At 66.6% G+C, this 25,597-nt stretch carries 24 protein-coding genes; 13 read left to right on the forward strand and 11 right to left on the reverse strand.

Annotated elements, in window-relative coordinates; genetic code table 11:
- Positions 1 to 212 precede the first annotated feature (212 nt).
- Positions 213 to 1,199: an esterase/lipase family protein gene (locus TVH25_RS04790; RefSeq protein ID WP_169621825.1), complete on the forward strand. Its 987-nt coding sequence runs from the start codon at positions 213 to 215 to the stop codon at positions 1,197 to 1,199.
- Between the two features lie 38 nt (positions 1,200 to 1,237).
- On the opposite strand, the gene TVH25_RS04795 is transcribed toward TVH25_RS04790, so the two are convergent.
- A complete protein-coding gene (locus TVH25_RS04795) occupies positions 1,238 to 2,272 on the reverse strand; it encodes a DUF2804 domain-containing protein (protein ID WP_422423479.1) in 1,035 nt (344 codons plus the stop codon).
- Between the two features lie 167 nt (positions 2,273 to 2,439).
- Between TVH25_RS04795 and fmt the strand changes: the two genes are divergently transcribed.
- The 5 genes from fmt to crcB all read left to right on the forward strand — a co-directional run bounded on the left by fmt (position 2,440) and on the right by crcB (position 6,729).
- Positions 2,440 to 3,363, forward strand: coding sequence for a methionyl-tRNA formyltransferase (gene fmt, locus TVH25_RS04800; RefSeq protein WP_422423480.1), 924 nt, complete (start codon positions 2,440 to 2,442; stop codon positions 3,361 to 3,363).
- The gene (locus tag TVH25_RS04805; protein ID WP_422423481.1) at positions 3,360 to 4,805 is read left to right on the forward strand and encodes an RsmB/NOP family class I SAM-dependent RNA methyltransferase; all 1,446 of its coding nucleotides are present in this window, start codon (positions 3,360 to 3,362) and stop codon (positions 4,803 to 4,805) included. Before fmt ends, TVH25_RS04805 begins: the two co-directional genes overlap by 4 nt.
- Before the next feature lie 77 nt (positions 4,806 to 4,882).
- On the forward strand, positions 4,883 to 5,812 hold the full coding sequence (locus tag TVH25_RS04810) for a 1-phosphofructokinase family hexose kinase (protein ID WP_422423482.1): 930 nt from the start codon (positions 4,883 to 4,885) through the stop codon (positions 5,810 to 5,812).
- 93 nt (positions 5,813 to 5,905) lie between these two features.
- Positions 5,906 to 6,355, forward strand: coding sequence for a fluoride efflux transporter FluC (locus TVH25_RS04815; protein ID WP_169652149.1), 450 nt, complete (start codon positions 5,906 to 5,908; stop codon positions 6,353 to 6,355).
- Positions 6,352 to 6,729, forward strand: coding sequence for a fluoride efflux transporter CrcB (gene crcB / locus TVH25_RS04820; protein WP_169621833.1), 378 nt, complete (start codon positions 6,352 to 6,354; stop codon positions 6,727 to 6,729). Before TVH25_RS04815 ends, crcB begins: the two co-directional genes overlap by 4 nt.
- Positions 6,730 to 6,771: 42 nt before the next feature.
- Here crcB and glpX read toward each other — a convergent pair whose 3' ends face one another.
- The 10 genes from glpX to TVH25_RS04870 form a co-directional block, all read right to left on the reverse strand.
- Complete coding sequence (gene glpX, locus TVH25_RS04825; RefSeq protein ID WP_422423484.1) at positions 6,772 to 7,782, reverse strand: class II fructose-bisphosphatase; 1,011 nt, start codon at positions 7,780 to 7,782, stop codon at positions 6,772 to 6,774.
- 44 nt (positions 7,783 to 7,826) lie between these two features.
- Complete coding sequence (locus TVH25_RS04830) at positions 7,827 to 8,750, reverse strand: urea transporter (protein ID WP_169652147.1); 924 nt, start codon at positions 8,748 to 8,750, stop codon at positions 7,827 to 7,829.
- 52 nt (positions 8,751 to 8,802) lie between these two features.
- Positions 8,803 to 9,789: an urease accessory protein UreD gene (locus TVH25_RS04835; protein ID WP_206037113.1), complete on the reverse strand. Its 987-nt coding sequence runs from the start codon at positions 9,787 to 9,789 to the stop codon at positions 8,803 to 8,805.
- A gap of 74 nt (positions 9,790 to 9,863) precedes the next feature.
- Positions 9,864 to 10,496, reverse strand: a complete 633-nt coding sequence (gene ureG / locus TVH25_RS04840; protein ID WP_169621839.1) for an urease accessory protein UreG — start codon at positions 10,494 to 10,496, stop codon at positions 9,864 to 9,866.
- A 66-nt stretch (positions 10,497 to 10,562) separates the two neighbouring features.
- The gene (locus tag TVH25_RS04845) at positions 10,563 to 11,255 is read right to left on the reverse strand and encodes an urease accessory protein UreF (protein ID WP_346765165.1); all 693 of its coding nucleotides are present in this window, start codon (positions 11,253 to 11,255) and stop codon (positions 10,563 to 10,565) included.
- 9 nt (positions 11,256 to 11,264) lie between these two features.
- Positions 11,265 to 12,989 (reverse strand): urease subunit alpha, encoded by a 1,725-nt coding sequence (gene ureC / locus TVH25_RS04850; RefSeq protein ID WP_169621841.1) that lies wholly within the window; start codon positions 12,987 to 12,989, stop codon positions 11,265 to 11,267.
- Positions 12,989 to 13,414, reverse strand: a complete 426-nt coding sequence (ureB, locus tag TVH25_RS04855; protein WP_296550769.1) for an urease subunit beta — start codon at positions 13,412 to 13,414, stop codon at positions 12,989 to 12,991. The genes ureC and ureB overlap by 1 nt, the downstream gene beginning before the upstream one ends.
- Before the next feature lie 61 nt (positions 13,415 to 13,475).
- Complete coding sequence (locus tag TVH25_RS04860) at positions 13,476 to 14,372, reverse strand: sirohydrochlorin chelatase (protein WP_422423485.1); 897 nt, start codon at positions 14,370 to 14,372, stop codon at positions 13,476 to 13,478.
- Position 14,373: 1 nt separating this feature from the next.
- Entirely contained in the window at positions 14,374 to 14,679 is a 306-nt protein-coding gene (locus TVH25_RS04865) for an urease subunit gamma (RefSeq protein WP_169621845.1), read from the reverse strand.
- A 695-nt stretch (positions 14,680 to 15,374) separates the two neighbouring features.
- Positions 15,375 to 17,003 (reverse strand): ammonium transporter, encoded by a 1,629-nt coding sequence (locus tag TVH25_RS04870; protein ID WP_296550767.1) that lies wholly within the window; start codon positions 17,001 to 17,003, stop codon positions 15,375 to 15,377.
- Between the two features lie 393 nt (positions 17,004 to 17,396).
- Here TVH25_RS04870 and TVH25_RS04875 point away from each other — a divergent pair, with 393 nt between their 5' ends.
- The 7 genes from TVH25_RS04875 to TVH25_RS04905 all read left to right on the forward strand — a co-directional run bounded on the left by TVH25_RS04875 (position 17,397) and on the right by TVH25_RS04905 (position 25,596).
- On the forward strand, positions 17,397 to 20,813 hold the full coding sequence (locus TVH25_RS04875; RefSeq protein ID WP_422423487.1) for an FUSC family protein: 3,417 nt from the start codon (positions 17,397 to 17,399) through the stop codon (positions 20,811 to 20,813).
- A gap of 138 nt (positions 20,814 to 20,951) precedes the next feature.
- Complete coding sequence (rpe, locus tag TVH25_RS04880; RefSeq protein WP_169621848.1) at positions 20,952 to 21,635, forward strand: ribulose-phosphate 3-epimerase; 684 nt, start codon at positions 20,952 to 20,954, stop codon at positions 21,633 to 21,635.
- On the forward strand, positions 21,632 to 22,651 hold the full coding sequence (gene ribD / locus TVH25_RS04885; RefSeq protein WP_422423488.1) for a bifunctional diaminohydroxyphosphoribosylaminopyrimidine deaminase/5-amino-6-(5-phosphoribosylamino)uracil reductase RibD: 1,020 nt from the start codon (positions 21,632 to 21,634) through the stop codon (positions 22,649 to 22,651). Before rpe ends, ribD begins: the two co-directional genes overlap by 4 nt.
- A 65-nt stretch (positions 22,652 to 22,716) precedes the next feature.
- On the forward strand, positions 22,717 to 23,322 hold the full coding sequence (locus TVH25_RS04890; RefSeq protein ID WP_169621850.1) for a riboflavin synthase: 606 nt from the start codon (positions 22,717 to 22,719) through the stop codon (positions 23,320 to 23,322).
- 74 nt (positions 23,323 to 23,396) lie between these two features.
- Positions 23,397 to 24,647 (forward strand): bifunctional 3,4-dihydroxy-2-butanone-4-phosphate synthase/GTP cyclohydrolase II, encoded by a 1,251-nt coding sequence (locus tag TVH25_RS04895; RefSeq protein WP_169621851.1) that lies wholly within the window; start codon positions 23,397 to 23,399, stop codon positions 24,645 to 24,647.
- Complete coding sequence (ribH, locus tag TVH25_RS04900; protein WP_169621852.1) at positions 24,647 to 25,129, forward strand: 6,7-dimethyl-8-ribityllumazine synthase; 483 nt, start codon at positions 24,647 to 24,649, stop codon at positions 25,127 to 25,129. The genes TVH25_RS04895 and ribH overlap by 1 nt, the downstream gene beginning before the upstream one ends.
- Complete coding sequence (locus TVH25_RS04905; RefSeq protein ID WP_422423489.1) at positions 25,126 to 25,596, forward strand: PH domain-containing protein; 471 nt, start codon at positions 25,126 to 25,128, stop codon at positions 25,594 to 25,596. Before ribH ends, TVH25_RS04905 begins: the two co-directional genes overlap by 4 nt.
- Position 25,597 lies beyond the last annotated feature (1 nt).

A 25,597-nucleotide genomic window follows, 5' to 3' on the forward strand; every position in this document is an offset into this window, starting at 1 on the left:
GGCGCGCCCCGGCCCGTGCGGGGGCGGGGGCGGGGCCGGTTCTGTTGTGCTCGTTCGCTCGTGTTCCGGCTCGGGAAACTGTCCCTCGTTCAAGTGACAGCGCGATGATCATCGGTGGGCTTAGTATCTTTAACAGATACAGTTGCAGTCGTTTGTGATCGAACCCTTGTTTCGATGACGTGGCACGACCGCGTTGCGACAGGAGGCGTCACATGGTGGTCCGACGAGTGTGGTCGGCCGGGCTCGCGGCTCTGTGCGTTGCCGCGTTCACGGCGGGAGTGGCGGGTGCGCAACCGCTCGTCGGGGTGACGGGGTCCTCATCCTCTGTGCCCGTGGTGCCGGGGCCGCCGGCGGTAACCCACGCGGAGGCTGCCGAATACGCGGAGAACAATCCCGGCGCGGTGCCGCCGCAGACGAACGACTTCTCGTGTGTGCTCTCGCCGGAGAACCCCCGGCCGGTGGTGCTTGCGCACGGGACCGACTCCAACAGCTACTCCGACTTCGCCGCACTCACACCCCTTCTCGCTGCATCCGGGCGGTGCGTCTTCGCGGTGAACTACGGTTTGGCGGCCGGGGCCGAGTCGTACGGCACGGGTGAGATCCGGGTGTCCGCAGCACAATTCGGCGAGTTCGTGGAGCGGGTCCGGGCCGAGACCGGAGCTACCGAAGTCGACGTCGTCGGGTATTCGCAAGGCGCGGTCGTCACCCGCTATTACATCAACAAACTCGGAGGCGCCCACGTGGTCGACCGCTGGGTCGGGGTGGCGTCTCCCAGCTACGGCGGCACCTTCTACGGTCTCGCGACCGCGATCGCCGCGTTACCCGGCGCAACCGACTTCCTCGAGGGCGAATTCTCGGTGGCGCTTGCGGAGCAACTCCAAGGTTCGGTACTGCTCACCGAATTGAACGCGCCGAGCGACACCGTTCCCGGCGTGCAGTACACCACCATCGGAACCCGATTCGACGAAGTGATCCAACCCGCCGACAACGTTGCGTTGCGCGGAGAAGGTGCGGTCAATCTCGTCGTCCAGGATCTGTGTCCACAGAATCGGACCGGCCACTTCAACATGGTCTACGACGAATTCACGTTGCAACTGATCCGGCATGCCCTCGATCCCGATCGAGTCGCATTGGGCACGTGCACCCGGGTTGCGCTGGGAACCGGAATCCCGGAGGTCGTCCGCCAGGCCAACTTCTGAGCGCACCGGTCACCGCGGAAACGGTCGGCATCGACCGGTCACCAGCGGTTGCGCACCTTTTCCGCGAAACCGAGGAGGTTCTCGATCTCGAGCCGGCTACCGTCGTCGAGGACGACGAAGCCGGTATAGCGGCCGAACACCTGATGCTGGGTCGAACGGAGAACGAGAGCGTTCACGTCCGCGGCCCGATCGTGAATCGGCACGAACTCCATCTCGAAACGGTGGTCGTTGCTGGTGAATCGCCACGGCGCACCGTCGTGCGTGCCGACCGGCAGGTGGAACTGCACGCGGTCGAGTTTGTGGGCGACATCGTCATGGAAGACCACGTTCTCGCTCGCCGCGCCGGTGTCCCCGAACCCGTAGCCGATGTTGAAGCCGAAGGGCAGTCCGTCGTGCAGGCCGGACGCCGAACCCCAGTACCAGGTGTTGTCGTAGGTCCAGACTCCCCGGCCCCAGTCGAACACGCCGAACGCTGTCGCGGGGTCGAACAGGTGCTCGCGGCCGTCGACCGTCACGCTGCCCCGGGCGGGCAGGCAGTTGATCTTCTGGTTGTAGTAGAAGGCCTTCGGGCTGGACGGGAACGGGGTGGCGATCACCATCCGGTCCATCGGCGGCTGAGTCAGCACCAGCTCACCCGACAGCCCGCGGCCTCCGCCGAACCCGGGATGGTCGACGATCAGCCGTCGTGCCTGTCCCTCGTTCCGATACTCGATGTGCACGTCGCCGCGGCGAACCACCACATCGCCCGAGTCGGCGCTCGCGGGCAAGCCCATTCGGCCGCGCGGAAAGGGGATCATCGTGTTCTCCGTGACGTCTGCCGGCCCGGCGAGGTCGAGCCAACTGACGCCGAGCAGACCCATGTAGCCGTTGTCGGCCACGGTCAGAGCGATGCCGTAGGGGCCGGAATCGCCGTCGGACAGGACGCAGTAGTAGTCCCATTCCTTGACGCGCAGACCGGACGCCGAGACCTTCCGGCGGTCGTACCGACGTTCCTCGCTCGCGCTCCATCCGGTCTCGATGAGCGTTCCGCTGTCGTCGAGGAGAGGGCCGGTGGTGAGGCGTCGTTGCTGCATACCCGGCGAGACTACTGGGCCGTGGTGGCGACACCGTGTCGGTGTGGGCGACCGACTCCCTAGAATGGGGGAGCCATCGTCGCCGAACCCTGGAGCAGTATTCGTGACACACCCGCCGGTTAGCTTCCGCATCGCAGTGCGCCCACCCGCACCGGCGGTGCTCTGACATGCGGGTGGTGTTCGCAGGTACTCCCGGCCCCGCGGTGCCGGCGCTGCGGCGGCTCATCGCCTCGCCCCGCCACGAGGTCGTCGCGGTCGTGACGCGGCCCGACACCACCGCCGGTCGCGGCCGGAAGGCGGTCCGATCCGAAGTGGGGCAGGTCGCCGACGAGCACGGTATCGAGGTGCTTGCTCCGCAGGCACCTCGCGACCCCGAATTCATCGCCCGTCTCACCGAACTCCAGCCCGATTGCTGCCCCGTCGTCGCATACGGAGCGTTGATCCCGCCCGCCGTGCTGGAGATCCCCCGGTACGGCTGGGTGAACCTGCACTTCTCTCTGCTCCCCGCATGGCGCGGAGCAGCACCGGTGCAAGCCGCGATCGCCGCGGGTGACGAGATCACCGGAGCCAGCACGTTCCGGCTCGAAGCCGGTCTCGACACGGGCCCGGTGTACGGCGTGGTGACCGAGATGATCCGGCCCACCGACACCGCCGGTGATCTGCTGGGTCGTCTCGCGGAGGCCGGTGCAACGCTGCTCGAATCGACGCTCGACGGTCTCGAGGACGGCATCCTCGTTCCCGCGCCGCAACCCGCCGAGGGTGTTTCCCACGCCCCGAAGGTCACCGTGGACGCCGCACGGGTCGACTGGACGCGGCCTGCGCACGTGGTCGACCGCCACGTCCGCGCGGTCACCCCGGCGCCGGGCGCGTGGACCATGATCGGCGACCTGCGAGTCAAGCTCGGGCCGGTGACCCCCGTCGACGAGACGCTCGAACCCGGCGAACTCGCGGTCCTCAAGAACGGTCTGCTCGTCGGGACAGGGTCCACCGCGGTGCGGCTCGGCACCGTGCAGCCCCCCGGCAAGAAACCGATGGCAGCAGCAGATTGGGCGCGCGGCGCCCGACTCGACTCGAAAGTACGTGCGCAATGAGTGAAGCTCGCAAACCGGCCCGGCGTTCAGGGCAGAAGCCGGGCGGACATACCGGGCGCAACACCGCCCCGCGGCAGACTCGCCGTCCCACCCAGTCGGCGGTGGATCCGGCCCGCACCGCGGCCCGGGACGTGCTGCGCGCGGTCCGCGAGCGCGATGCCTACGCCAATCTGGTGCTGCCGGCCCTCCTTCGCGAACGCAAACTGGACTCTCGTGACGCGGCGCTGGCCACCGAACTCACCTACGGGGCGGCACGCGCGCAGGGACTGCTCGACGCCGTCATCGCCGATGCCGCCAACCGTCCCGTCGACGAGATCGACGGCGCGCTGCTCGACGTGCTGCGGCTGGGCACCTATCAGTTGTTACGGACCAGGGTCGCCCCGCACGCCGCCGTGGCGACCAGCGTCGACCTCGTCCGCACCGAATTCGGTTCGGGACGAGCAGGATTCGTCAATGCCGTGCTGAGGCGAGTGGGGGAACGAACCGAGGACGAGTGGATCGACCTGCTCGCACCCGACCCCGAGCGCGACCCGGTGGGGCACCTGGCGTTCCGGTACGCGCACCCGCTGTGGATCGCCCAGGCATTCGTGCATTCCCTCGGTGCCGACGCAGGGGAACTCGCCGACGTGCTCGCGGCCGACGACGCCCGTCCGATCGTGCATCTTGTCGCCCGGCCCGGTGTGATCACCGCTGAGGAGCTTGCACTCGTGACCGGCGGCGAGATCGGTCCGTGGTCGCCGTACGCGGTGCACATCGAACACGGCGATCCCGGTCGGCTCGAGCCGGTCCGCGAGGGCATGGCCGCGGTGCAGGACGAAGGCAGCCAGCTCGTCGCGCGAGCGCTCACGCTGGCTCCGCTGCTCGGCGAGGACACGGGGCGCTGGCTCGATCTGTGCGCCGGACCCGGTGGCAAGGCGGCCCTGCTCGGCGCTCTCGCCGCGCTGGACGGATTCTCGGTGGATGCGGTCGAACCCGTCGAGCACCGTGCCGACCTGGTCCGCAAGACCGCGCGTGATCTCCCGGTGGTCGTGCATGTCGCGGACGGCCGCGACTCGGGTCTCGAGCCCGGGTACGACCGGATCCTGGTCGATGCACCCTGCACCGGGCTCGGGTCGCTGCGCCGCCGGCCCGAGTCGCGCTGGCGCCGTAGGCCCGAAGATGTGGCCGACCTCGTCAAACTGCAGAAAGAGCTTCTCGGCGCGGCGATCGGTCTGCTGCGTCCCGGTGGCGTGGTGTTGTATTCCACCTGCTCGCCGCACGTCTCGGAGACCGTCGGGGTGGTGTCCGACGCGGTCCGCCGGTACGGGGTCGAACAACTCGACACGAGGGAACTCCTCCCGGGTGTGCCGAAACTCGGTGACGGACCGGGTGTGCAGTTGTGGACGCACCGGCACGGCACGGACGCGATGTTCATGGCGGCTCTGCGCAAACCGCGCGACTGAGACATCCCGACGGGACAACACGTACGAGGACTCTGCCGGACTCGTCGGGTGTCCTGTCGCACGGCTAGGGTTTCGGTATGCCCGATATCGTCACCCTGACCATGAATCCGGCCCTCGATGTCACCACCTTCGCCGAGGAAGTCGTACCCACCCGCAAGCTCCGGTGCGAGGAGCCGTTCTACGACGCGGGGGGTGGAGGCATCAACGTCGCCAAGGTCGCGCGTGTGCTCGGTGCGTCGGCGGGAGCGGTGTTCCCGGTAGGTGGCGCACGGGGCCGGCAGATGAGCGGGCTGCTCGACGACGACCACGTCGACGCGTATGTCGTGCCCATCGTCGACGACACCCGCGAATGCTTCACCGCGATCGACCGCAAGACCGGGCACGAATACCGGTTCGTCACACCGGGGCCGGACCTGACTCGCGACGAACAGGAGCGTTGCCTGGCGGTGCTCACCGAAGCAGCCCGAGGCGCACAGTATCTCGTGGCCAGCGGCAGCTTCCCGCCCGGCGTCTCCGGGGCGTTCGTCCACCGGGTCGCGGAAGTCGCCCACGCCGCCGGGGCGCGCTTCGTGCTCGACTCGTCGGGAGAGGCTCTGGCGAGCATCGAGTCCGGGGTGTTCCTCGTCAAGCCGTCGCTGGGCGAACTGTGCGAGTGGGTCGGCCGGGACCTGCCCGGCACGGACGACCGGATCGAGGCCTCGCGCGAACTGGTCGAGCGCGGAGTCGCGGAGATCGTGGTGGTGTCGCTCGGCCCCGACGGCGCCATCATGGTCACCGCCGACGACGCCGTCGAGGTGCCCGCGCTGGAGGTGGAGGTACGGAGCGCCGTGGGTGCCGGTGACAGCATGGTCGCCGGACTCGTCGTCGGACTACTGCAGGAACGCACGCTGCGCGACGCGCTGGCGCTGGGTGTCGCGTGCGGCACCGCAGCGCTGTTGACCGCCGGAAGCCGCGTATGCCGTCGTGAGGACATCGATCGGTTCGACGCGGTCGCCCGGAGCACGTAGGCAAAGCGCCGTGGTACCCGGCTCGCTCGGTTAGCCTGGGAGGATGGATCTTCGGCCGAAGTCCTCGCGCACCCGACATGCGGGAGCGCGGGAATGAGTAACGGGCGGCCCGCCTATCTGCAATGGGCCTCGATCGGACTGGTAGCGATCGGAGGCCTGTTCGGGGCCGGCAGCCGCGAAGGCGTTTCGCTGGCTATCCCGAAACTCGGCGAAGTCCCGATCGCGATCGCCGTCGTGAACATCGTCGGTGCATTTCTCCTCGGCTATCTGTACGAAGCCGTCACCCGGATCGACAGCGCGAAGCCCACGGGGAAGAATCTGAAGCTCCTTCTGGGAACCGGATTCTGCGGCGGTTTCACCACTTACAGTTCGCTTGCGACCGACACGGCGGTGCTCTTCCGGGACGGATACATCTGGCAGGGCGTGGTGTACGTGGTCGGGACACTGATCGTCGGTGCGTGCGCCACCTGGGCGGGAATTGCGGTTGCCAGTAGCGTCAACGCGCGCATGACGCCGCCCGCCGGGGGAGGGATGACATCGTGACGCCGCTCATCTTCATCACGCTGAGTATCGCGGGTGGGGTCGGAGCAGTCGTGCGCTTCGTCCTGGACGGTTTCATCCGTGCACACATGAAGACGAAGTTCGCGTGGGCGACGACCATCATCAACGTGTCGGGATCGCTCGTCCTGGGATTCCTCACGGGACTCACGGTCGAGCATCTCGTCTCCACCGACGCCAGCTATGTCATCGGAACCGGATTCCTCGGTGGATACACCACATTCAGTACGGCGAGTTACGAGACGGTGCAACTGATCAAGGAGCGCCGATACGGGGATTCGTTCATCAGCGGTGTGGTGATGCTGGTGCTGGCCCTCGCCGCCGCAGGAATCGGGTTGTGGATCGGCACGTCGATCTGAATCCGAGTTCGCCGGGGGAGCGCCCCGGTCCGTTGCTCCGGTTCACGTCCGTGCGGCCTCGCTGTGGGGACCGGGAAAATCCAGTCGGTGCTCGGCCTCGATGATCCGGACGGTGCCGGACTTGCTGCGCATCACGATCGATTGAGTGCCCGCGCGGTTTCCGCCGAAGTACCGCACGCCACGCAACAGCGGCCCGTCGGTGACTCCCGTGGCGGCGAAGAACACGTTCGCGCCGCCGACCAGGTCCGTCGTGTGGAGGACCCGATCGGTATCGTGCCCCGCGGCCTGAATCTGCCCGCGTTCGCCGGCGTCCCGGGGAGTCAGTTGCGCTTGAATCGTTCCTCCCAGGCACCGCACCGCCGCTGCCGCGAGGATGCCTTCCGGTGTGCCGCCTATGCCCATCGCCATATCGATACCGGAGGTGGGGCGCGCAGCGGGAATTGCCGCCGGGACGGCCCCCTCCGGCAGCAACCGCACCCGCGCGCCGGCCCGGCGGATCCGGTCGACCAGTTCGGTGTGACGCGGCCGGTCGAGCACGGCCACGGTCAGGTCCGCGACCGACGTGCCGAGCGCGGCGGCGACGCGCGAGATGTTCTCGGACACCGGAGCGGTGATGTCCACGGCGTCTGCCGCGTCCGGGCCCACCGCGATCTTGTTCATGTAGAACACCGACGAGGGGTCGAACATGGCCCCGCGCTCGGCTACCGCCACGACGCTCAGCGAATTCGGCGCGCCGGCGGCCATCAGTGTGGTGCCCTCTACCGGGTCGACCGCGAAATCGCACTCCGGTCCGGTGCCGTCGCCGACCAACTCGCCGTTGAACAGCATCGGTGCTTCGTCCTTCTCGCCTTCGCCGATCACGACGACGCCCCTCATGGTCACGGTCGACAGCATGATGCGCATCGCGTCGACCGCCGCACCGTCCCCGCCTTCTTTGTCGCCGCGTCCGACCCACCGGCCGGATGCCAGTGCGCCGGCTTCCGTCACGCGGACCAGTTCCAAGGCGAGATTGCGGTCCGGGAACAGGGGTCCCGCTTCTCCGGTGGCGCTCATGTCGTGGATGCTCCTCCGAACGCGGTTCGTTGCGCGTGCTGTCGTCAGGGACGCTCGGCAGAGGGAATGTAGTGCGCGATCACCAGGAACACCCACGTGGTGAGAATGTACGGCCACGTGTAGGTGGGAACCCCGAGGTCGTGCATCCACAGGGTGACGACTGCGGTGACGACGGTGCCGATCAGCGCGAGGACCCAGGAGACAACACTCTCCTTCAAGAAGGTCACGGAGAGCGCGATCGCGGTGAGCACACCGGAATACCCGCTCAGACCGTTTCCTGTCTCGGTGAGGCTCTCGCCCAGTGCGAGGGCACACAGCGTGCCGACGACACTACCGAGCAAACCCGCCAGACCGACCTTCCAATTCGCAATGAACAGGCCGATGAGGATGAGGGCACCGGCCCAGACATTGTCGACCAGAACCACTTCCGAGACGTTGGTCAGCAACGACCGGAAGAACGCCACCGTGGTCGAGTCGATGGTCATCGACGACGATTCGACCCACCAGCGTTCGAAACCGAAATGGATGATCGTCGCCACGATGCAGAACGGTGCCGTCGTCGACGGGAGTCCGTAGATCTTCAGCGGTGTCCGCATGAACAGTGCATTGACCAGCCACGTGACCGGTGCGGCAAGCGCCCCGCCGACGAGTGCGATGGGGTACGAGAACCACTGGCTGCCGAGGGTGGCAAAGGTCGCAGCGCCGACCAGGGCCCCGGAGAAACCTTGCATACCGAAGATCAGGTCGGACGCTTTCGTACGGATGACCCACCCGGTAAAGGTCTGTGCCACACAGCCGATCGCCACCAGCACTGCCATCTGCCAGCTGGCGACGACGAAGGCCACCATGATGAGCAGCGAGGTGTAGATGTTCGCCTGGAAATAGATCTGTGACGGACCGTGGCCGAACCCCACCAGCCAGGAGCGCGGTGAGGCCATGGAATCCTGCGGTGCAGTTCCCGTAGTCATGTCCAGCTCCTTCGCCGTGCATCCGGTATGGATCGGTGACCGTCGAGCGCCCCTACATCTTGCGGATCGCCGGAGCGGCGAACCCCGTGAGTGCTTCGTGAGCCGCTCCCGCCGCCGCGTGAGTGGCGCGGGCCACCGTGACAGGATCGTTGGCGACCAAGCGCATCCAGACGCCGGCGTCGTTCGGCAGCGCACTCACACCGAACAAGCCGTCCGGCAGAGTGGCGGCCAGCGCGTCGTGGAGCAGATCCGCGAGCACGGCGACCGGCACCAGCGGAGTGAACACGTACAACATCGCGAGGATGTCGTGGTCGGCCAGGACGCCGAGACTCGGTGCTGCGGCGGAATCGTGATCCTCGCCGGGACACAGCCGGACCCGGTCGAGTGCCACGAGACGACCGCCGGGCCGCCGGACTTCGACGTCGGACGCGTAGACCTCGTACCTGTGGCGCTCGTCGCGGGCGAGCCGTCCGGCATACACGGTCTCCCCGAGAAGGAGCGTGGCCGATTCGTCGAGCGTCACCGAGGTGTGCTGGTAGAAGCGCGATCCGGCGAACGGAACCACGGGTTCGGGCAGGTACTCGGTGTACGCACCGGCCCCCACCGAGATGTTCGTGACGGACGACGCGTAGTCGTAGTCCATCCGATACACCCTGGTTTGCGCCTGCGTCGTCACATGTGCCGAGGTGCCTGTCCCGAATGTGAGATCGGTGCGCAACCGGTCCGCCTGGAGAATGCCGCCGCCCGAGGACATCACGTACGTGTACGGAACATCGGGGCGCAACGGATCGAAGTACAGCGGGCGCATGATCTGCAGCGGTGACTTCTGATAGTGCTGCACGAGTTCGGTGCGGTCCCGGTCCTGGTTGTGCTCGAAACCGAGTTGGAGGATACCGACCTTGCCCGGGCTCCCGACCGGGAGAGGCGAGTCACCGCCCGCATACCGGAGTACCTCGGCCGGCACCCGGACGGGCTCGAAGTAGTCCGGCTGGAGCCGATATCCACCGGGGTGCACCGGGCGGACGGGTAATGGGCTCACGGGTGCCAAGCCCCGGGGCGCGTTCGGATCCGCCCCGGGATCGAGGGCCCTGCCCGTCGAGATGTCGGCCGTCATCAGACGAGTTCGGTCCGTGCGCCGTTCCACAACGACAAGATCTGGTCGAGGAGCACGTCCAGGCCTTCGCCGGTGAGCGAGTTGGTGAGGACGACGGGGGCGCCATCGCGTACCCGGATGGCGTCACTCTCCATCACGCCGAGATCCGTCCGGACATACTGTGCGATGTCGATCTTGTTGATCACCAGGATGTCGCTGTCGGTGATGCCCGGACCCCGCTTACGCGGCATCTTCTCGCCTTCCGCCGTGTCGAGGACGAACACGAAGACGTCGGCCAGCGAGGGCGAGAACGTGAGAGTGAGATTGTCCCCACCGGATTCGTAGATCAGCGTGTCGATATCCGGGAATCGCTGCAGCAATTCCTCTCCGACGGCGAGATTCATCGTCGGGTCGTCGCGCACGGCCGTGTGCGGGCACGCGCCGGTCTCGACGCCCACCACCCGTTCGGGGTCGAGCACCCCGTCGAGTTCGCGCCGGACGTGCTGCGCGTCCTCCTGGGTATAGATGTCGTTCGTGATGACACCCGGAGTGCGTCCGGCTGCGATGAGCAGGGGCACAAGCGCTTCGGTCAGTGCCGTCTTCCCCGATCCCACCGGTCCCCCGATACCGATCCTCAATGCGTTGTCACCCATAGTTTTCGTTCCCCTCGGATCTTCACGGGGCCGGCGCTTCGGCCGGCCGCTCTTCGGTATGCGCGGTCAACTGGCGAACAGGCGCGCCTCGGCCCGTTCGTGCTGTGCGGACATGATGTCGGCCATCGGTGCGAAGCCTCCGAGATCGTGCACGTCACGTTCGGCGGCGTCGTGTGCCACCTGCTCGATCACCGGGCCGACGGCGTGCAGAATCACCTGCGCCTGCCGGTGATCGGCCAGCCGGAGGCGCAGCGCGGCGCCCACGAAACTCACCGCGAATGCGGAGAGATCGGAGGCCACCGCGATGCCCGTTCCGACGCCGGTCGCCGAGTAGATGAGAGCGGACACCACCGGCTGGCATCCCGGCGTGGCCCGCGCCTTCACTCGCCGTTGGTACTCGTCCAGCGCGTCGCTGCCGAGCACCACGTCGGCAAGGTCCGCGAGCTGGTGACCGCTGCGTACGGACGCCCGTCGCATCTCGGCATTCAACTTGGACGCGAACAGGCGGTGATCGATTTCCTCGACGAGCTCCCAGTCACCCGCCCCCGCCGCCCGATGTGCGGCGGCGAGGGCTGTCGCGTCCCCGGGCCCGACCGTGTGGACGAGCAACGAACACAACAGGTCCTGCACCTCACCGGGGTCGACGAGGCGGGCCTGACTGTAACCCTCCAGTCCGTGCGACATGGTGTAGAAGCCGCTCGGGAACGCCGAGTCCGAGAACTGCAGACTCGTCAGCAACTGGCGAATATCGGACGTCACCGTGTCACCTCAGGCCAGGAAGAACATCTGCGTGAGCGGGAGGGTCTGCGCAGGATCGATCGCCGCCGGTTTTCCGTCGTACGTGACGTCGTAGGTCTCGGGATCGACTTCGACGACCGGGGTGGCGGTGTTGCGCACCATGTGCTGCTTTCCGATGTTGCGGCACCTCTTCACCGGCAGCACCTGACTCTCCAGCCCCAGCTTTTCGGGCACACCGTTCGCGATCGCCGCCTTCGACATGAACGTGGCTCTCGTGGACTGCAATGCCCTGCCCTGCGCACCGAACATCGGGCGGTAGTACACCGGCTGCGGCGTGGGCAGCGACGCGTTCGGTTCACCCATCAGACCCCAGTTGATCAGGCCGCCTTTGACGATCACCTTGGGCTTGGCGGCGAACGACGTCGTCGGCCACAGCACGATGTCGGCCATCTTCCCTTCTTCGAGCGACCCGATGTAGTCCGAGACGCCCTGGGTGATCGCGGGGTTGATGGTGATTTTCGCCAGGTAGCGCAGCACGCGGAAGTTGTCGTTGTCCGGTGAGTCCTCCGGCAGCTTGCCGCGCTTGTCCTTGCAGTGGTGTGCGATCTGGAACGCACGCATGAAGGACTCGCCGATACGGCCCATGGCCTGTGAATCGGAGGACACCATCGAGATGATGCCTTCGTCGTGGAACACCGTTTCGGCGGAGATCGTCTCGGCACGCACGCGAGAGTCCGCAAATGCGACGTCTTCCGGGATGTCGTGCGACAGGTGGTGGCACACCATCACCATGTCGAGCAGTTCATCCACCGAATTGGCCGTGTAGGGGAGCGTCGGGTTGGTGGAGGACGGCAGCACGTTCGGGTGACCCGTGACCTTGATGAGGTCGGGTGCGTGTCCGCCGCCGGCGCCCTCGCTGTGGAACGTGTGGATCGTCCGGCCGTCGATCGCGTCCAGAGTGTTCTCGACGAAGCCCGACTCGTTGAGGGTGTCGGTGTGTACGGAGATCTGGATGTCGTAGCGGTCGGCGACGTCGAGTGCGTTGCTGATCGCGGCGGGTGTGGCGCCGTAGTCCTCGTGCACCTTCAGACCTGCCGCGCCTGCTTCGATCTGCTCACAGAGTGCCTCCGGCAGGGATCCGTTCCCCTTTCCGAGGAAGCCCATGTTGACCGGCATCGCTTCAGCGGATTCGAGCATCCGGTGGAGGTTCCAGACGCCGGGGGTGGTGGTGACACCGTTGGTCCCGTCCGTCGGTCCGGTGCCGCCACCGAACAAGGTGGTGATTCCGTTCGCCAGGGCCGTCACGCCCTGCTGCGGGGAAATGTAGTGCACGTGGGAGTCGAAGCCGCCCGCCGTCGCGATGCAATGTTCACCGGCGAGGAGTTCGGTACCCGGCCCGACGACGAGTCGGGGATCGACGCCCTTCTGAAGATGCGGGTTGCCGGATTTGCCGACACCGGCGATCTTTCCGTCCCGTACTCCGATATCGCCCTTGAGGACGCCGAGCACCGGATCGAGGATGATCGCGTTCGTGATGACGAGGTCCAGCACTCCCTGGGCATCGGTTCCCTGGGGGTCGGCGCCCATTCCGTCGCGCGCCGTCTTGCCGCCGCCGTAGACGATCTCGTCGCCGTAGTTGCCCTCGTTGAAGTCTTTTTCGATCTCGATGACGAGGTTCGTGTCGGCGAGGGTGACTCGGTCACCCGTCGTGGGTCCGAAGAGGTCCGTGTATTGCTTGCGCGAGATGATTGCCATTACTTTGCGCCCTTCTTCTTCTTCGAGGTGCTCTTGCTCTCTCGCGCCTGGGGTGTGCCGTCCTGGTACTCGAGTTCCTTCATGAGCGCCATGGCACGGATCTTTGTGCCCTCGGAGTCCAGACCGCCGTCGACGAGGTTGTTGAAGCCGATGACGTGGCGGTTGCCGGCGTACGCGACGAGGGTCACCTCGCGGGTGTCGCCGGCCTCGACGCGCACCCCCAGCCCGGAGGGCAGATCCAGGTGCATTCCGTAGGCGAGTTCACGATCGAACAGCAGCGCCTTGTTGACCTCGAAGAAATGGAAATGGGACCCGATCTGGATTGCACGATCTCCGGTGTTGCTCACCTGCAGGGTGACGCTGCGGCGCCCCGCGTTGATCTCGATGTCGTCTTCGCTGTGGTCGTATGTGGGCTTGGCTACCATGATGATTCCTTCCTCGCGGAGCGGTTGCGTGCTGCAGCGCGCCGTCGGGTCGATCTGCCGGTCAGTGTGAAGACGCGGTAGCGGGGTGTCGGTGGCTGTGTTCGGTGCCGGGATCGTCGCCGGGACGGCTCCGATCTGCGTGCTCGTGTCCGTGTCCGTGTCCGTGGCCGTGCGCGCTGTCCGGCGAGTCGTCGAAAGCGTGCGAATGGGCGTAGCCGTGGCCGTGGTCCGCCATCAGGCCGGACTCGACTCCGGTACGGCCGTGGGCGAGTTCGTGCACTGCGTCGCGGATGCGCGCATCGATGATGCGGATCGCTGCCTGTTCGCTCATCAACGGTCCGTAGAACTCACAGCCGGTAAACCTGCTGTCGTCCAAAGGAACAGGGGACTCCCGGCGAAAGCCTGCCGGAACGACTACGGCGTGTGGGTGGCCGAGCCGTCGCAGCCGTTGCAGAACGTCGGCAAGATCGTCGTCGGTGTGTGTCGTGGCAACCTCCACTACGTTGCCTGCTCCGTGGGTGCGCACCAGGTGCGCGACGCGGTGCAGTTCCGCCTCGTCGAAAGGGTCGGAGGAAGGGGCCTGGATCACCATCGCGGCGTCGGACGAGCGGCTCCGAATACCCGTGGCCGCCAGGCGCAGCCACGAGATCAGATGGTCGGGGCTGCCGAACGGCGCCGCCAGCGCGAGACGTTCCGGTGCGCTCGCTGCCAGCCACCGCACCGTCTTGGCGGTGTCGGCCACCAAGGTCGGATTACGCCCCATCGTCATGGGAACGACCACGATCGGGCCGTCTCCGGACGCCAGATGGCGGGTGAGCAGATTGTGGAGCGGCCGGCCGATCGGGGTGACGAACCACCGGTTGCGAGCCTGTTCGAGGTACCGCACGTCCGCGCCTTCGGCGCTTTCGTGGCCCGCGACCAGAATCGTGGTGGCGTCTTTCCCGGCGGGTTCGGCCACGTCAGTTCCCGATCGGGTCGTGGCAGGAGACCAGCTTGCTCCCGTCGACGAACGTCGCTTCGACCTGCAAGAGCGGCAGGCGTTCCCGCACGCCTCCCATGCAGTCCTTCTCCGCGACGATCGTTCTTCCCAGCTCCATGACTTCCGCAACGGAGCGTCCGTCGCGAGCGCCTTCCAGGATCGCCTCGCTGATGAGCGCAGTCGCCTCGCTGGCGTTGAGCTTCGTGCCCCGTTCGCGTCGTCGGCGTGCAAGTTCTGCAACCTGGTACACGTAAAGCTTTTCGATTTCTCGTGGAGTCAAATCCATTTCTGCTCCCGCAATGCCGTAGGTTCCGATTCGATGAGCATCTCCCGGCGACGAGCCGGAGCTCGCTGTCTCGGACGATACGCCGGAGCCGCAATGAAGTTCGGCCTTTGGTTTTTTCATCGGACGCGGCAGCGCCGACGCCGAGACCGATAAGCGCGGCGACACCCGGCGAACCTCCAGATATTAGGAACAGCGGTCGTTGTCGTCGTCCGTGAACTGAATATCTATTCATATGTGCAGTCGTTCAGCCTGCATGCGTGGCGCCCGACGCTGTAGTGACGCGCGTCTGCTGCTCCGACCCTCCACCGGGGAACGAAAGGCTTCGTGTGCCGGATCCGTGGAAGACTGCATTTCGGCGGATCCGAAGAATGGTCGACTCGGTGGTGCGAATCGGCTGCACAATTTCCGGACGGAACAAAGACCGAAACGGACGGATCGCAATTCTTTGTCGTGCGTTCAGTTTCGGAGCCGAGCGAGAGTCGGTGAATTGCGCGTGGACCGCCGGCGGTCGGGTCGCCGTATCGGGTAACGGCAAGCCCGGACGTATTTCACGAGGTCCAGAATTACGGCCGACCGGATTTCCGTACCAGCGTCGTGGTTCTTCGACGGCGGACACATCATCGCCGAATCCGGTCGTGACATCGATAAGGCGTGCGGCGCACAGTCGCCGCACGCCCCTCGACCGCTCGGGTGTGCTATCCGCTCTCGACCGGCACGACGGTCATTTCGACGAGGTCGTCGCCCAACGCCGACAGGGCGCTTCGCACGCTGGTCAGCGACTCCGCAGGGGTCAGGATTTCCGCGCGGACCCGTGGGGTGACATCCATGGTTCGTTTCTGTCCTCGGACCATCTGGTCGACCGACGAAGCCGTCGTGACGAATACCTCGGACAACATCGCGCGGCGGGCACCTGCGGCGAGCACTTCCCGTTCCACGCCCGCGGCCCCACCCGAGTCGAGAACCGCGGTGACCAGGTACAGCGTGTTCCCGGGCTCCAACGGCTTCGGAGCCGCGGAAACCGTTGCCCCGTCGGCCGTGGGATCGGGGGGAGTGGGGCCCTCCTGGTAGGCGCTCATCCCCTGCTGGCTGAGGTCGAGATGTTCTTCTTCCTCGGCACTGACGCGAAGTCCGATCGTCTTCTCGATCGCGAAGGCGATCACCAAGGTGAGCACCAGCGCGTAGGCGATCACCGAGGCCAGTGCGACGACCTGATAACCCAGCAGTGTCAATCCACCACCGTGGAACAGACCGTCTCGGCCGATCGAGTTGATGGCTTCTTCCCCGAAGAACCCGACGCACAGGGTGCCGAACACGCCGCCGATGAAGTGGACCGCCAGCACGTCGAGCGCATCGTCCACGTGCAGAAGCCTTTTCAGGCCGAGTGCCAGGTAGCACACCACTCCGGCGAGGGCGCCGATGACCACCGCGGCCCAGCTGCTGACATAACCCGCGGCGGGAGTGATGGTCGCCAATCCGGCGACCGCGCCGGTCACGGCTCCGAGCACGGTCGAATGGCCTTCCCGGTACCGCTCGAACACCAGCCAGACAAGCATCGCAGTGGCACCCGCCAACTGGGTGTTGACCAGCGCCTGCGCGGCAACTCCGTTGGCCTGCAGTCCGTCACCGGCGTTGAAGCCGAACCAGCCGAACCAGAGTATTCCCGCTCCCACGATCACCAACGGGACCGAGTGCGGCAGGGGTGCCCGGTTGGGCCGCACCTTGCGCCGCCCGAGGACGATCAACAGACCGAGTGCGGCAGCCCCCGCCGACGCGTGGACAACCATTCCACCTGCCCAGTCCTGCGCTCCCATCTTGGTCAACCATCCCGTGGGGGCCCACAACCAGTGCGCGACGGGTGCGTACACGATCACCGACCAGATGGCGATGAACACTGCCCACCCGAAGGCCTTGAGGCGATTGGCCACTGCGCCGGTGGCCAGCGCCGGGGTGATGATCGCGAACATCAACTGATACGCGAAGAACGCCAGCGTCGGGATCGCCACGGTTTCGGTCACCACGTGGAGGTCCGGCTTGGGGGCGTCGTCGATGTTGGTGAGTGCGACGAATCCGAGATCGGCGACGATCCCGTTGCCTCGGTCGTTACCGAACGCGATGCTGTACCCGAAGGCGAACCAGGTGAGCGAGATGATGCCGAGCCCGATCAGATTCTGCTGCAACATCACGAGGGTGTTGCGCTTGCTCACCATGCCGGCATAGAAGAACGCCAGGCCCGGTGTCATGAACAGCACAAGGGCTGCGCACACCAGCACCCACGCGGTGTCACCGGTGTTGATCACGTCTTGGGACAAGGTCGTAGAGGTCATCGACGGGCCTGCGCTTTCGGGCGAGGTGTGTGATCAGTCGCGAACGGCTCTGCTGAACAAGGCATTTCGGACTTCTGCCGACCTGGAGATGGGGCCTGCGGGCTTCGCCCTGCATGGTGTCGAGCGGTATGCATCGAGCGACCTCCGATCCTTGCACCGGTCAGTCACGCTTTTCTCGGCACGCCGGCGCACTGTCGCCGGAAGGACGAGACTTGCAGTCCGACGCGAGCATATACACCGTGTTTGTGTCACGCGGGTCAATCGCGTCAACTCGAACGGGCCGCTCATGAACAGGTTCTCGCGGTACACCTCGCGATCGCCCGGATAGTCCGTTCTTCGCTGTCGATCCCGTTATCCCGTACCCGTACGGTCGTGTAGCCCTAGACTTGCGCCGTGGACGCTGTCCAGTGGCTCGGGATCATCATCCTTGGGTTGACGCTGCTGGATGTATTCCTCACCGCCCTCAATTACGACGACGCAGGCTTTCTCACGCGCGCTGTGACGTCGTGGGTCTGGCGTGTCATCAGACGAGTGACGCGAAAGATGTCACGCGGACGGCGACCCGCCGTACTCCGTCAGGTCACGGGCATTCAGCTCATCGTCACGGTGGGCATGTGGGTGGGCGGCACGATCCTGGGATACGCCTTCATCTACGTCGGCATGATGAGGGAGCAAGACTTCCTGTACAACGGCGGCACCGACGATGCCTTCGGCGCAATCTATTTCAGTACAGCCCAGCTCTCCACGGTGGGCACGTCCCAAGTCGTTCCCGACACCGATGTATCCCGGATCATCTCGGTCCTGGAGACTCTCACCGGTGTCGTGCTCGTCTTCCTGATTCTCACGTTTCTTCTCGGGGTCTACGGAGTGATCAGCGCCCTGCGCGGTCTGTCCGCGCAGTTCTACAATCCCGGAAACAGCGTCGGCGACCCGGTCGCGAGCCTGAAGCCGTACTTCCCGGGCGGCGAATCGCGCGACCTCGACTCCAAACTCTCGTCCATCGCCGACAGTTTCAGCAGCTACACCGACGGTGTCCGGCTGCACCACTCCGCCTACTACTTCCAGAGCGGCCGCGACACGTTCTCGCTGCCGTATTCGATCCGGATGCTGAGCGGGGTCGTCGGGGCACTTCGGTGGGGGTTGCCCAGATCCCACCCGGTGACTGTCGAGCCGATGCTGCTTCCGCTCACCGACCAGTTCCTGAAGTTCGCGGACTACATGCATCCTCTGCTCGGGTGGACGAGCACCGATGTTCCCGAGACGAGGTCGCGTGGGGAGTTCCGCCGGCTGATCGAGGAGGACATCGAGCTGCACCGGACGGACGGACATCGCTCGGCGCCTCCTGTCGAGAGCGAGGATCCGTGGGTTGCCCGGTTCGCCCGGTTGAATCGGAAGATGGGCGAACTCGTTCACCTCGAACCACTCACCGATCTCGACGAGGCCTACGAACGGTACGTCGAGTGGCTGCCGTTCGCGTACCGGGCGCAACAGTTCACCGATGCGGTCGGCCGGGACCTCGATTATCAGCCGGTGTACGCGCCCGGCTGGGCGGATGTTCCGGAAACCACTGCTCCGGGAACCCGGAAGCCCGCCACCGGCGGCGTACGAGCCTTCTTCGCCAACCGGTTCACGCTCATCGATCCCGGCTACATCCGGCTATTCGGGTCCTTGCGCGTGCTCATCGCGGCGGTGGTCTCGGTGGCGGTGGTGGCGATCGGCCTCGAACTCGCAGGGAAAGCCCCGATGCCCACGGCCATCTTCGGCGGAATGATCGCGATGTTCGCGGGCGGGGTTGCGGCGCAAAGCGGTGCGCGCCCGGGACTCGCCAAGTTCGGCGGGATGCTGACGCTCGTCCCCGTGGTCGTCGCGGTCGGTTTGATCACCCTGGTTCCACGCGAACGGTTGCCGTCGGTGCTCGCCGTCGCCGCCCTCGCGTTCGTGGGTGTGTTGCTGTCCCGGTTCGGACCACAAGGAGCCGGGCTCGGCCGCGTGTTGTTCATGACGTTCTACTTCAGCCTGCTGCTTCGGCTGAGCCCTGACGATTTCTGGCTGTACGCACTGACGGGGCTGGTGAGCGTCACCGCGTCGGTACTCGTTCAGTTCATTCCGCTCGGTCACGGACACGTCGGGCTCGTACGGAGCGGCGTCCGGGCGTTCGAGAACAGTGTTGCGCACAGCATCGATCCCCTCGTCGATACGGTGTCGGCAGCCCGGTGGGATCCGGATCTGCGCAAACGTATGCACAGCGGACTCGACCAACTCCACCACACTGCGTCCTTTCTGGGAGGTCAGCTCACCAAACAGGACCCGGCCCTGCACTTCTCCGCAGAGCAGCAGAACAACCTCCGAATACGTCTCTTCGATGTCGAGCTCGCAACGGTCAATCTGTCTGCGGCGGCTCGGGATGCGACCGGGTCGGGCATGCCCATCCCGGTCCGGGCTCGGCTTGCCGGCGAACTCGAACAGCTCCAGCTCCACATTCGTAGTTATCCGGACCTTCCGGCGTGGATGGGCGATTCCGGAGACGAGAACGACGCGATCCGTCCACCCGACGACGTGCCCGATCCCATCGACTGGCCTCTGCCGGCGCAGCGGTTGCATCATGCCGTGCGCGAACTCCGGTTTGCTGTGGACGCGTTGCATACCGCCCGCCCCGAAGACCTCATCGGCAGCCCGGGCGACACCGATGGCGCAGGCTCGACTTCCGCGGTCGGAGCGGGATCTGCTGCGGGTGAGCAGGAATCGTCCTCCGCGCCGAGCGGAGGACGCGCGCCGGCCGGCACGAACGCCGGGCCGATCCGACGCGCGGTGCAGGCCGCACTCGCGACCGGGCTGGCCCTCTGGATCGGAGGGTCCGTATCGGAGACCTACCAGTATTGGGCCGCGCTGCCGGCGTTCTTCGTACTGGGTGAGACGGACGGGGAGACGTTTCTCAAGGGGATGCAGCGCATCGTCGGAACCGTGGCCGGAGCCGCGATCGGGTTCGGCTTCGCGATCGTGGTCGGGACCGACACTCCCGTGGTCCTCCCGCTGCTGGCCCTGTGCATCTTGGCGTCGACGTACTTCCGTCCTGTGTCGTCCGTCCTGTCGGCGCTCTGGATCACGGCGTTCGTCGCGTTGCTCTACGACCTGCTGGGAAGACTGGATACCGAAACCATCGAACTGCGTGTCGTGGAGACGGTGATCGGAGCGGGGCTCGCGCTGGTGGTCGCCGCGGTCGTTCTGCCCACCCGTACCCGCACCCGTTTGTCGTCGGACACGTCTCAGTTGGTGCGGACCGTCCAGGACGTCACCGGCATCTGTCTCGCACACCTGCGGTCCGGATCCACGGGGACCCTGGACAGGCAGGAACTCGCACGCCGGGAACTCGCGCTGACCACGCTGGTCCAGAAGGTCGAGGCCACCGCCGTCCCGCTGCGCCGTTCTTCCGGGGCGCTCGATGTCCGGGGGATCGAAGGGCGGCTCACCGCACTGTGGGCTCTGTTGTTCTACACGCGGCATCTGGTGTCCGCCACCGAGCGTCTCTCGGCCGACGAGAACGTCCTGACCGACTCGCAGTGGGGCGCGATCCAGGATATCGGTGAGGACAACTTCGAGGCCCTGCTGAAAGCGCTGGCAGGGGAGACGCCCTCCGCGGTGCAGGAGGACATGCAGGCCACCGACGAGTACGACATCCCGCACGACAGCACGTTGTCCCGTGTGCTCCAGTCTCTCGAACGAATCGATCAGACCGTGACCTTCATGGTCGAAGAGGTGTTGCCGAGTGAAGGGCGACTGTCGCGGTTCACGTCGTCGTTCCGCCGGGTCTGAACCCGAATCTCGGGAGACTGTCCGAATACACTGCCGGGCAGTCGTTTCTGTTTCGTCTCGATCCGCGGCGACGCCGCCGGGCGGAGCGTCCGTGCTGGTGACCGGCACGTGCGACGCGCTCGTCTAGACTCGATCGATGTGGCCCACCCGATGATTGCCCCCTCGATTCTGTCCGCCGATTTCGCTCGTCTCGCCGACGAGGCGCAGGCCGTCGCCGGTGCCGACTGGCTCCACGTCGACGTGATGGACGCCCATTTCGTGCCGAACCTGACTCTCGGTCTGCCCATCGTGCAGTCGTTGCTGAAGGCGACGGACATCCCGCTCGACTGCCATCTGATGATCGAGAACCCGGGCCGGTGGGCCCCACCCTATGCCGAAGCCGGCGCACACAACGTGACGTTCCACGCCGAGGCGACGGACGATCCGGTGGCCGTGGCCCGCGATATCCGCGCCGCAGGCGGTAAGGCCGGACTGTCCGTCAAACCGGGCACCCCCATCGAGCCCTACCTGGAGATCCTCCGGGAGTTCGACACGCTGCTCGTCATGAGCGTCGAACCCGGTTTCGGCGGCCAGGCGTTCATTCCCGACGTGCTCGACAAGGCGCGCGCGGTGCGGAGACTGGTGGACTCCGGCGAACTGCGCCTCCTGGTGGAGATCGACGGCGGAATCAACGCGGACACCATCGAAGCGGCGGCGGAGGCCGGCGTGGACTGCTTCGTGGCCGGTTCCGCCGTCTACGGTGCCGAGGATCCGGCCGAGGCGGTGCGCAAGCTGCGCGCACAGGCGGCAGCCGCCTCGCCGCACCTGACACTCGCGACGTGACGCCCCCCGAAGTCACCGAGGCATTTCAGTTCGCGCTGGATGCGTCGGAGGCCGTGCGGGGAACCACCAGCCCGAACCCGCCGGTCGGCGCCGTGATCCTCGACGCGAACGGGCAGGTCGCCGGGGTAGGTGCCACAGCGCCTCCGGGCGGTCCGCACGCGGAAGTGCGGGCACTGGCTGCGGCCGGCGACCGGGCACGCGGCGGCACCGCCGTGGTCACCCTCGAGCCGTGCAACCACACCGGACGCACCGGACCCTGCGCCCGCGCGCTCATCGACGCCGGAATCGCGACGGTGTACTACTCCGTCCCGGACCCCGGTCCGGTGGCAGGGGGAGGAGCAGAGACCCTGCGTGCCGCGGGGATCACGGTGCATCCGGGACTCGGGGCCGACGCCGTCATCCACGGCCCGTTGCGGGCCTGGCTTCACCGGGCACGCACCGGCCGGCCCCATGTGACGTGGAAGTACGCGGCGACGCTCGACGGCCGGAGCGCCGCGCAGGACGGAACCAGCCAGTGGATTTCCGGACCGGAAGCGCGTGCCAGAGTGCACGACGAGCGCAGCCGGCTCGACGCGATCGTCGTCGGCACCGGGACGGTGCTGGCCGACGATCCGTGGCTGACCGCCCGGCTGCCCGACGGTGATCTCGCGCCGCATCAACCGCTGCGCGTGGTCGTGGGGATGCGGGAGATCCCGACCTCGGCGCGTGTGCTCGACGACGCGGCGCCGACCCTCGTGCTGCGTACCCGCGACATCGGGGACGTCCTCGACGCCCTCACCGACCACCCGGACGTGCTGCTCGAGGGCGGGCCGCGACTTGCCGGGGCGTTCCTCGCCGCGCGCAGTGTCGACCGGATACAGGCCTACCTCGCGCCGATGTTCCTGGGTGCGGGAACGCCCGCTGTGCAGGACGCCGGCGTACACAGCATCACCGAGGCGCTACGGTTTCGTCGGGAGCGCGTCGACACCGTCGGCGCGGACGTGTTGTTGACCCTGGTCCCGGAACGGGATCTGTGAGACCGGTCCCGGAACGGGATCTGTGAACCGAACCCGGCCTCGGCCGGGAGTGAAGGAGCCCGAACGTGTTCACCGGCATCGTCGAGGAACTGGGTGAGATCGTGGCGCGAGAGGATCTCGCGGACGCAGCGCGCTTCACCGTGCTCGGCCCGGTGGTGACCTCCGACGCGAAACACGGCGACTCGATCGCCGTCAACGGCGTGTGCCTGACGGTGGTGGACGTGCAGGCCGGCGACTCCTTCACGGCCGATGTGATGCAGGAGACACTGAACCGGTCTTCGCTGGCGCGGCTCGCCGCGGGAAGCCGGGTCAACCTCGAGCGTGCTGCCGCGCTGAACAGCCGACTGGGCGGGCACCTCGTGCAGGGACACGTCGACGGCACCGGCACCGTGATCTCCCGGGCGCCGTCCGAGAACTGGACGGTGGTGCGAATTTCGCTGCCGGACAGCATCTCTCGATACGTGGTCGAAAAGGGATCGATCACCGTGGACGGAGTGTCCCTCACCGTCTCCGCGCTCGGTGGCGATCCGGGTGACGAGTGGTTCGAGATCTCGCTGATCCCCACCACCTTGTCGCTGACCACTCTCGGTTCAGCCGAGCCCGGCACGCTGGTCAACCTCGAGGTCGATGTGATCGCCAAGTACGTGGAGCGACTGCAGAACGCCCGTTAGGTAGTCGTAGGGTGGACACGACAAGTGGACGCGAAGCACGAGTCGTCCGGATACGAGATTTGGAGCCCAGGCAAGTGACGAGGTTCGACACCATCGAGCGCGCGGTCGCCGATATCGCCGCCGGTAAAGCGGTAGTCGTGGTCGACGACGAAGACCGTGAAAACGAGGGTGACCTCATCTTTGCGGCGGAGAAAGCCACACCCGAACTCGTCGCCTTCATGGTGCGATACACCTCCGGGTACCTGTGCGTCCCGCTCGACGGCGACGACTGCGACCGGCTCGGGCTGCCTCCGATGTACTCGACCAACCAGGACAAGCACGGCACCGCCTACACGGTCACCGTCGATGCGAAGGAAGGCATCGGCACCGGCATCTCCGCGTCCGACCGTGCGGCGACCATGCGCCTGCTCGCCGATGCGGACTCGCGCGCCGACGACTTCACCCGGCCCGGCCACGTCGTGCCGCTGCGTGCCAAGGAGGGCGGTGTCCTGCGCCGCCCCGGGCATACCGAAGCCGCCGTCGATCTCGCCCGCATGGCCGATCTCCGTCCCGCCGGTGTCATCTGCGAGATCGTCTCGCAGAAGGACGAGGGCGAAATGGCCCGCACCGACGAACTGCGTGTCTTCGCGGACGAGCACGAACTCGCACTGATCTCGATCGCCGACCTCATCGCGTGGCGCCGCAGGCACGAGAAGCACGTCGTGCGGGTCGCAGAGGCGAGAATCCCCACCCGGCACGGGAGCTTCACGGCCGTCGGATACCAGAGCATCTACGACGAGGTCGAGCACGTCGCGCTGGTGATGGGAGATATCGCCGGACCGGACGGCGACGGGGCAGACGTCCTGGTGCGGGTGCACTCCGAGTGCCTCACCGGCGACGTCTTCGGTTCACTGCGGTGCGACTGCGGACCGCAGCTCGATGCGGCTCTCGAGATGGTCGCGCAGGAAGGCCGCGGCGTCGTGCTCTACATGCGCGGTCACGAGGGCCGGGGAATCGGCCTGATGCACAAGCTCCAGGCCTACCAGCTTCAGGACGCCGGCTCGGACACCGTCGACGCGAACCTCCAGCTCGGCTTGCCCGCCGACGCCCGCGACTACGGCATCGGCGCGCAGATCCTCGTCGACCTGGGTATCTCCTCGATGCGCCTGCTGACCAACAACCCGGCCAAGCGCGTCGGCCTCGACGGCTACGGTCTGCAGATCACCGATCGGGTCCCGATGCCGCTGCGCGCCAACCGCGAGAACCTCACCTACCTGCGGACCAAGCGCGACCGCATGGGCCACGACCTCGTCGGACTCGACGAGTTCGAAGCCGGGGACGCCTGATGAGCGGGGAAGGTCTGCCCGACCTGCAACTCGGTGACGCCGCGGATCTCCGCCTCGCCGTCGTCGCAGGCAGCTGGCACGCCGAGATCTCCGGTGCCCTGATCGCCGGCGCCCTGCGCGTCGCCGATCGCGCCGGCATCACCGACGTCACGGTCGAGCGGGTCGCGGGGGCTGTAGAACTTCCCGTCGTCGCACAGCAACTGGCACGAACCCACGATGCCGTGGTCGCACTGGGCGTGGTCATCCGCGGCGGAACTCCGCATTTCGAGTACGTGTGCGACGCGGTCACCTACGGACTGACGCGGGTTGCTCTCGACGAGAGCACACCCGTGGGCAACGGGGTGCTCACCACCGACACCGAGGAGCAGGCGCGTGACCGCGCGGGACTGCCCGGCTCGGCCGAGGACAAGGGCGAGCAGGCATGCGCGGCCGCACTCGACACCGCCGTGACGTTGCGCCGGCTGCGGGAGGCCCGGACATGACCTCTGCCGACACCCGATGGGAACTCGAGGTCCGACCGGCGAAGATGCGCCTGTGGGTGATCCTCGGTGCCGTCTTCGTCCTCGCCGTACATATCGGCGCCGCGCTGGTCCTGCGCGGCGGCGGCGATTCGGGCGTGCATCTGCGACTGGCGGACCAGATCGCCATTCTCACGATCGGGATCGCGTTGTCGGGCGCCCTGCTGCTGTTCACCCGGCCCCGGTTCCGTGCCGGCGCGGACGGCGTCGCGGTGCGCAACGTCGTGGCCGAGAGACACGTCCCGTGGGACGAGGTTCGCGGTCTGTCGTTCCCCGAGGGCGCGCCGTGGGCGCGTCTCGAACTGCCGTACGACGAATACGTGCCCGTGGTCGCGGTGCAGGCGAGGGACGGCCAGAGTGCGGTCGACGCCCTGGATCTGTTCCGGGAACTCGAAGCCCGGTACAGCCGGGGTGTCGTCGGCGACGACTAAC

Source organism: Rhodococcus sp. 7Tela_A2, assembly GCF_049311045.1.
GTDB lineage: Bacteria > Actinomycetota > Actinomycetes > Mycobacteriales > Mycobacteriaceae > Rhodococcus.